Annotated in this window: 7 protein-coding genes; 4 read left to right on the top strand and 3 right to left on the bottom strand. The window is 74.1% G+C overall.

What is annotated here, in order from left to right; genetic code table 11:
• The 3 genes from CCN39_RS24500 to CCN39_RS24490 all read right to left on the bottom strand — a co-directional run.
• Positions 1–2,267, bottom strand: a 2,267-nt coding sequence (locus CCN39_RS24500; RefSeq protein ID WP_086845702.1) for a transglutaminase TgpA family protein, incomplete at its 3' end; no start/stop codon positions are given.
• Positions 2,264–3,538: a DUF58 domain-containing protein gene (locus CCN39_RS24495; protein WP_086845698.1), complete on the bottom strand. Its 1,275-nt coding sequence runs from the start codon at positions 3,536–3,538 to the stop codon at positions 2,264–2,266. The genes CCN39_RS24495 and CCN39_RS24500, both read right to left, overlap by 4 nt.
• Positions 3,539–3,565: 27 nt before the next feature.
• The gene (locus tag CCN39_RS24490; protein ID WP_208630354.1) at positions 3,566–4,633 is read right to left on the bottom strand and encodes an AAA family ATPase; all 1,068 of its coding nucleotides are present in this window, start codon (positions 4,631–4,633) and stop codon (positions 3,566–3,568) included.
• A 272-nt stretch (positions 4,634–4,905) separates the two neighbouring features.
• On the opposite strand from CCN39_RS24490, the gene CCN39_RS24485 reads away from it, so the two are divergent.
• Genes CCN39_RS24485 through CCN39_RS24470 form a run of 4 tightly spaced genes read left to right on the top strand, consistent with a single transcriptional unit; the run spans position 4,906 to position 7,109 of the window.
• A complete protein-coding gene (locus CCN39_RS24485; RefSeq protein WP_086845694.1) occupies positions 4,906–5,256 on the top strand; it encodes a hypothetical protein in 351 nt (116 codons plus the stop codon).
• Entirely contained in the window at positions 5,249–5,815 is a 567-nt protein-coding gene (locus tag CCN39_RS24480; protein ID WP_244210981.1) for a DUF3558 domain-containing protein, read from the top strand. Before CCN39_RS24485 ends, CCN39_RS24480 begins: the two co-directional genes overlap by 8 nt.
• Before the next feature lie 14 nt (positions 5,816–5,829).
• On the top strand, positions 5,830–6,387 hold the full coding sequence (locus CCN39_RS24475) for a PPE domain-containing protein (protein WP_086845692.1): 558 nt from the start codon (positions 5,830–5,832) through the stop codon (positions 6,385–6,387).
• A complete protein-coding gene (locus CCN39_RS24470; RefSeq protein ID WP_086845690.1) occupies positions 6,384–7,109 on the top strand; it encodes an ESX secretion-associated protein EspG in 726 nt (241 codons plus the stop codon). The genes CCN39_RS24475 and CCN39_RS24470 overlap by 4 nt, the downstream gene beginning before the upstream one ends.
• The last annotated feature ends 157 nt before the right edge of the window (positions 7,110–7,266 follow it).

Below are 7,266 nucleotides of genomic sequence, written 5' to 3'. Positions count from 1 at the left end.
TGCTGCTGGACGATGCGCTGCAGGCGCCGCCGGCGGAGGGCCTCGCGGACCATCGCCGGCCCCGCCACCATCAGCAGCAGGACCACCACCAGCACACCCAGCCACCAGGCCACCGTCGCCGCGAGCAGGCCGAGCGCCGTGATCCAGAGCCCCACCGCCAGCAGCGGCAGCCAGCCGGCCAGCGCCTGCGGGCGGGACGGGGCCGCGACCGGCGCCGGGGCCCGCACCAGCAGGGAGCCCTCGCTCCGATCGCCTTCGGCCGGGCCGGGCGATGGCCCGGACGACGACTCCGACGCGGACTTCCGCGTGGTGGCGCGTCCGCGGTCCAGCACCCGCCGCAGCAGCGCCGCGACGAACAGCGCGCCCGCGCCCAGCGCCGCCAGCACCAGGGCGAGGGTGACCAGCCAGTCGTCGCTGCCCGAAGCTTCCTTGGCCGACTGCGCCGGGACGTTCGGCTCGTTGTCGCGCGGGACGCCGGTCGGCGCCGCGCTCGACTGGACCGTGCTCGGGGCCACCTGGGTGTCGTCCGGCTGGTTGCCGTTCTGCGGGCCCGCCTGCAGGTACGACGGGGTGATGCCGCGGCCGTCCGACAGGGGCGTCGGGTCGAACGTCACCCAGCCCTTGTCGCCGAAGTACGCCTCGACCCACGCGTGCGCGTCCTGGGTGCTGATCGACAGGTAGTCGTTGACCTGCACGCCCGGCGTGAACCCGATCGCCACCCGCGACGGGATGCCCGCCACCCGCAGCATCACGGCCATCGCCGACGCGAACTGCTCGCAGAAGCCGCGTTTGCCCTTGAGGATGAAGTCGGCGAGCGCGTCGGCGTCGTTCGCCGGCGCGGTCTTCGTGTCGTAGACGAACCCTTGCTGCGCCGTGAAGTAGCGCCAGATCGCCGAGGCCCGGTCGAAGTCGTTCGACGCGCTGGCGATCAGCTGCTCGGTCTTCGTGCGGACGCGCTCGTCGACCTGGTCGATCTGCGTGTAGCGCGGCGGCAGGTCGTCGACGCGCGGCGTCACGCGCAGCTCCGCGGCCGTCGGTTCCTTCAGCGACGCGTATTCGGTGTACGACGGCGGCGCTTCGCTGCGGGTGGTGAACACCGTGCCGCTGATCTGGTCGTAGAGGTAGCCGTTGGCGGTGCCGTCGATCACGCGCGGCGCGCCGTAGACCGGGAGCCAGTTGTCCCGCCAGCTGGTCGGCTCGACGTCGATCCGGCGTGCCGTGCCGGTGCCGTCGTCGCCCGGAGCGGGCGGCAGCTGCGGCCCGACCGGGACGCCCTGCTGCGAACGGCCTTCGTCGTGCAGGCCCCAGCCCTTGTTGGGGTAGTAGGTGTCGAGCGTCATCGCGCGCATCAGCCTGCGGTCGGTGCCGAGGCCGCGGACCTTGAACAGCTCGCGGTTCGACCCCTGGTCGAGCATGCCGCGCAGCTCGGTGAACGGCTGGATGCCGAAGCCGCCGGAGCCCGTGCCGGGGCCGTTGCCGCCCTCGCCGAACGGCATCCGGCCGACCGTGCCGACCCACGTGATCGCGCCGCCCAGCAGGCCGAGCACGATCGCCGCGCAGACGACCGCGACCGGCGCGGACAGCACGCCCGGCTTGCCGCTGCGGCCCGGGGCTTCCCGGGTGCGCCAGCGCCGGTGCCGGTGGTTTCCGTCGACGGCGAGCAGGCCGGCGAACGCCGCGCCGCCGAGCAGGAACGTCCACCACGGCAGCATTTCCTCGCTCAGCGCGGCCGGGACGGCGTAGACGCAGAGCAGCACGAGCCCGGTGGCGGCGGGCGCCGCGGCGGCGACGGTCAGCGTGTCGACGAGGACGGCGACCAGCCCGATCAGGATGGTGATCAGGCACAGGATCGGCTGGCTGCCCTCGACCGGCGGCAGCCCGACGCGGATCTGCTCCGCGGCGGCCGACAGCGTGGTCCCGATCTCGGAAAACGCTTCCGGGCCGGGGATGACCTGCAGGATGCCGTGCGTGGTGAAGGCGCCGGTGATGAGGAAGAGCAGGACGAGCAGCTGCCCGAAGCCGACCAGGACGGTCGGCACCTGCAGCGAGCGCAGGGCCAGGCCGGAAGCCCCGATGAGCAGGACGGCGACGAACAGGTAGCCGAACCACGCCAGCCCGGAGACGACGCTGGTGACCGAGGTGGCCGCGCACAGGGTGGCGACCCCGGCGGCGACGGGGGCGAGAACGCTGCTGCGCCAGGCGGACAGCGGACGTTCCGGCCGGGGCGCGGGCCGGTCGAACTTCCGCGGCGGTGCGGCGGTGCTCATCGCGGCCCCCCGATCAGCGTGCCGCGGCGCGCACCGCTGCGGCACAGCTCGGCCCACACCTGCGGCATCGGCGAGCCGGGCCCCGCGACGATCACGCCCCAGCCGGCCGCGCGCAGCAGGGCCGCCGAGTCCTCCGTCGCCGCGGCCCTCTGCTCGGGCGCCGAAACCCCCGCCGACCACGTCGGCGTGTCCAGCAGGACCGCCAGGCTCCGGATGCCGCGCGGGCGGTACTGGGTCAGCTCGTGCACCGCCTCCGTGCTCACCGTGCCCAGCACCGCGATCAGCTCCTGGCCCTCGGCCGGGTCGCCGGCCAGCGTGATGTCGCGCTGGTGCGCCGGCTGCAGTGCCGCCAGCGCGTCGAGCACGACGTGGTCGTAGTGGTCTCCGCCGTCGCCCGGGGTGTCCGCCAGGGTGACGCCGTGTTCGCTGACCAGGCGGACGCGATGTCCGGAGCGGCGCAGGTGCAGGGCCGCCGAGGCCGCGAACGACACCGCCCACTCCAGGCTCGCCGCCGGGCCGCTGCCGTGGTGGGCGGCCGCCCGGTGGTCCAGCAGCACCGTCGTGCCGCCGCGCCACGGGCGTTCCTCCACCCGGACCATGATCTCGTCGCGCCGGGCCGTCGAGCGCCAGTGCACCTTGCGCAGGTCGTCGCCCTGGCGGTACTGGCGGACGATCACGTCGGCCTCGCCCTGGCCCGCGTGCAGCCGGACCGTGCCGTCGTCGCCGACGCCGATGCCCGCGCCGCTCGGCAGGCCCCACAGCGGGACCACCCGCGGCACGACGACCAGCCGCGAGTGCCCGATCAGCTCACGCTCGAACTCGCACAGCCCGAACGGGTCGGTGATCGTCGCGCGCAGCGGTCCGACCTGCTGGATCCCGCGCAGCACCGGCTGCAGCGGATAGCGGAGGGCGACGCGCCGGTCGTGCGGGAGCCGCTCGACGACGAACCGCGGCCGCGAGCCCAGCGCGTACGGCACGCCGTCCTCGAGGAGGATCTCGCCGGCGGGCAGCCGTCCGCTGCGCCAGAGCTCCAGCTGCACCTCGCCGTTGCCGCCGACCGCGACCCGTTGCGGGCGCAGCGTGCGGGTGGCGCCGATGCGCAGCCGCGTCGCCGAGATGAACGCGGCGACCAGCAGCGGCAGCGCCACCACGAACACGGCGACCCGCAGCAGGTCGCGTTCGTTGAGCACGAACGAGCACACCGCGGCGGCGATCCCCGCGGCCAGGAGGCAGCGGCCGCGGGTGGTCAGGCCGGACAGGGCACGCAGCATGCGGTTCTCTTCCCCTTGGGCGGAAAGCTAGGGCCGGGTGCCCTGCGGCACCGGGACCCGGTGCAGCACCGCGCGCACGACGTCGGTCGCCGACCGGCGGGCCGCGTGGGCCTCGGTGGTCAGCACCAGGCGGTGCGCCAGGACCGGGACCGCCACCGTGTGCAGGTCGTCCGGCACGACGTAGTCGCGGCCCGACAGCGCGGCCTGTGCCCGCGCCGCGCGGACGAGGTGCAGCGTGGCCCGCGGGGACGCGCCGAGCCGGATCTCCGGGACGCCCCGGGTGGCCGCGACGACGTCGACGGCGTACCGGCGGACCTCCGGCGCGATGTGCACGCCGCGGACCGTCTCGATCAGCCGGTGCACGGTCTCGCCGTCGGACACCGGCTGCAGGTCCTCGAGGGGGTTGTGGCCGGCGTGCTCGTCGACCATGGCCAGCTCGGCCTGCTGGTCGGGGTAGCCGATGGAGACGCGCGCGGTGAACCGGTCGCGCTGGGCTTCGGGCAGCGCGTACGTGCCTTCCATCTCGATCGGGTTCTGGGTCGCGATGACCATGAACGGCTGCTCGAGGTGGTAGGTCGAGGTGTCGACGGTGACCTGGTGCTCTTCCATGCACTCCAGCAGCGCCGACTGCGTCTTCGGCGAGGCGCGGTTGATCTCGTCGCCCACCACGATGTTCGCGAACACCGGGCCGGGGCGGAAGTCGAAGTCGCCGGACTGGCGGTTGTAGATGGAGACGCCGGTGACGTCGCTCGGCAGCAGGTCGGGGGTGAACTGGATGCGGCTGACCGTGCAGTCGATCGACCGGGCGAGGGCCTTGGCCAGCGACGTCTTCCCGACGCCGGGCACGTCTTCGACCAGGAGGTGGCCTTCGGCGAGCAGGGTGACCAGCGCGATCCGGATGACGTCGGGTTTGCCGACCAGCACGCGCTCCACGTTGGCGGCGATCCGCCGCGCGGTGTCGTGCAGTTCGTCCAGCGGCACTCTGGCGGGGTGACCGTGGACCCGGCCGTTGCCCGCGGGCTCCGCCGGGTAAGGCGGCCGCCCGGATGCCTGCTCGCCCGATCCGGGCGCGGCAGACTGGATTCTCGACGTCACTCGACCTCCTGGTGGCGCATGGCCGCGCGCATTCTGCGCCCGGCCGGGCCGAACGGCCCCCTCGCTGCTGTCCGCGCGCAGCGACCAGCCTTCCACCCAGTGTGTCAAACCCGGGCGAACCGGGGGCTGGAACCCCGCGATGACACTGCGCAAGCAGCGACGATACCCCGAATGGGTGCGTATTCACCCGATTCTGGGTGCTCCCGCTGACGCCCTGCTCTGTCGTATGCTGCGGTTCGAGGTCGCCCGGCTACGGAGAGGCGTAACCGCTTATGAGCGAGGTGCGAACGCAGCTGCCCTACGACCTGCGCGGCTTCGCGGTCGCGCCGGAGCTGGCCACGGACGCCTATTCGAAGCTCGGCCGGCTGCAGGACGTCGTGGGCGAGATGGTGCGCGAAGCCAAGGTGCTCGGCCGGACCGTGCCGCTGGGCGGCGGGTACGCCGGGGAGATCGGCGAGTTCATGGCGGAGTACGGCATCGGCGGCCAGGGCTCGGCGGTGCAGCAGCTGACGGCGTTCGGCAAGGAGCTGGAGACGCTCAAGCGGCGGATCGGCGAAGCGCTGGCGAAGTACCAGCACGCGGACGAACAGGCGGCCGAAGGCGTGGACTGCACGGGTGGGTGAGGAGCTGAGCGTGCGGCGGCGGGAGGTCCGGTGGCTCGCGCCGGTCCTTCTCCTTCTCTTCTTGTCCGGTGGCTGCGGTCGGCCACCGGCCGCGGAGCCGGCCGCCGCCGGGCACTCGTCCGCCTCCGCCACGGCCGAACCCCCGCCGGTCGCCTGGACCGGCCTCGCCGCGCTCGACCCCTGCACGCTGCTCGGCCCGCAGGACCGGTCGACCGCCGGGATCAGCGTCCTCGGCAAGCCCAAGGAGATCGCCGGCGCCCGCGCGTGCGACTGGAGCGTGCCCGGCACCTTCGGCGTCACCGTGACCCTCAGCGTCACCGACGGGCTGGCCGACCTCGACGTCACCAAGAAGAACGTCACCAAGACCACGGTCGGCCGCCACCCCGCGCTGAAGGTCGCCGACAAGAAGGCCGCCGACGGCACCTGCGCCGTGCTCCTCGGGGTCGGCGACGGCGCCAGCGTGCAGATCGACGTCAGCAACACCGCCTTCTCGGACACCCCGCTCGCGTGCCGCCGCGCGGGCACGGTGGCCGGGCTGGTCGAACCGAAGCTGCCCTGACCCGGAGGTGCGCCGTGCCCGAACCACCCGTGCCGACCGCGCGGTACGAGGCCTACAGCCACGAGGCGATGGCCGCGGAGGTCGGGCGCGGCAACGACCCGGTCGCCGCGGGCGAGGCGGGCGCGCGGTGGGACGGGCTGGCGCAACGGCTGCAGGAGTCCACCGCCGACGTCGCCGCGCTGATCGCGTCCTCGGACGAGCACTGGCGCGGTCCGGCGGGTGACGCGGCGCGGGCTTCGCTGGGCCGGGCCGCGCAGTGGCTTTCGCACTCCGCCGCCGTCTCGGCGTCGGTCGGCCGGGCGGTGGGGGCGCAGGCCGAGGTGGCCGCGCGGGCGCGGGCCGACATGCCGCCGCCGGTGACCTACGACCCGGCGTCGATGATCCGCGACGCGGCGTCCAGCGGGAGTGTGTTCGTCCTGGCCGGGCTGGCGGAGGAGATGGCGGCCCGCCGCGCCGAAGCGGAGGCCGCGCGGCAGAAGGCGATCGACGTCCTGCGGACGCGGGACACCGCGTTGCGCGGGCACGTGCCCGCCGAGACGTTCCCCGCTCCGCCGGCGCTGGGGCGGGCTTGATCCGGGTTTCGGCGTCGGCGTTCGACATCCTCTGGACCGACCTCGGCCACGACCGGCCGCCGGAACCGCTGAGCGTCCGCAGCGTCGGCGTGACCGAGGCCGAACGCGCCGAGGTGCGGAAGGCCGTCTACGACAACCTCGCCGAGCGAGGCCTTTACGACGGGTCCCGGCTGGAGCCGGCGCTGGCTTCGCGCCTGGACCTGCTCGCCGGCGCGGACGTGTTCGTCGCGTGCGAGGCGCTGGCGGACATGACGGCGGCGACGCCGTTCCGCGCGGTGACGGCGGCCCGCGGCCGCCGCGGCGTCCTGGCGACCCAGCCGGAGCAGACGATCGGCCTGGACTCGATCCGCGACGGCGAACTCGGCACGGCGATCGTCGACGTCCTGCCGGAGCTGTCGGCCGGGCCCGGGTACGGCATCAGCCTGCCGGCGTCGGCGCTCTCGTCCGACGCCGTGTCGGGGACGGCGGTGGCGCAGCTCGAGGAGGTCCGGGCGATCCAGGCGCGGCCGGTGTACGCGGCGGGGCAGTTCAGCGTCAGCCGCCGGGCGGCGTCGGGCCGGGTGGCGCGGGTGGGCGGCCTGACCTGGTTCGACACCGACGTCGGCGCGTACTGCGCGACGAAGACCCCGGGCCGCGGTGGGGCGGAGTGGGTGACGGTCAGCCCGGTCGACAGCACCCGCCTCGCCGCCCGCGTCACAGCCCTCCTCACCCCGGAAGACTGAGCCCCGCGGGGTGATCCGAGCCGGAACCGACGTGAGCAGGGACGTAACTCGCGTGATCGAGGCCGGAACTCGCGTGATTAGGGACGGAACTCGCGAGTTCCGGGTTCCGTCACGCGAGTTCCGGGTGTGAGCACGCGAGTTACGGGTTCCGTCACGT

It is taken from the genome of Amycolatopsis kentuckyensis (assembly GCF_002155975.1).
Taxonomy (GTDB): Bacteria; Actinomycetota; Actinomycetes; order Mycobacteriales; family Pseudonocardiaceae; genus Amycolatopsis; species Amycolatopsis kentuckyensis.
The sequence above is the reverse complement of the archived record's forward strand: the minus strand, read 5'-3'. Positions and strand labels throughout refer to the sequence as shown.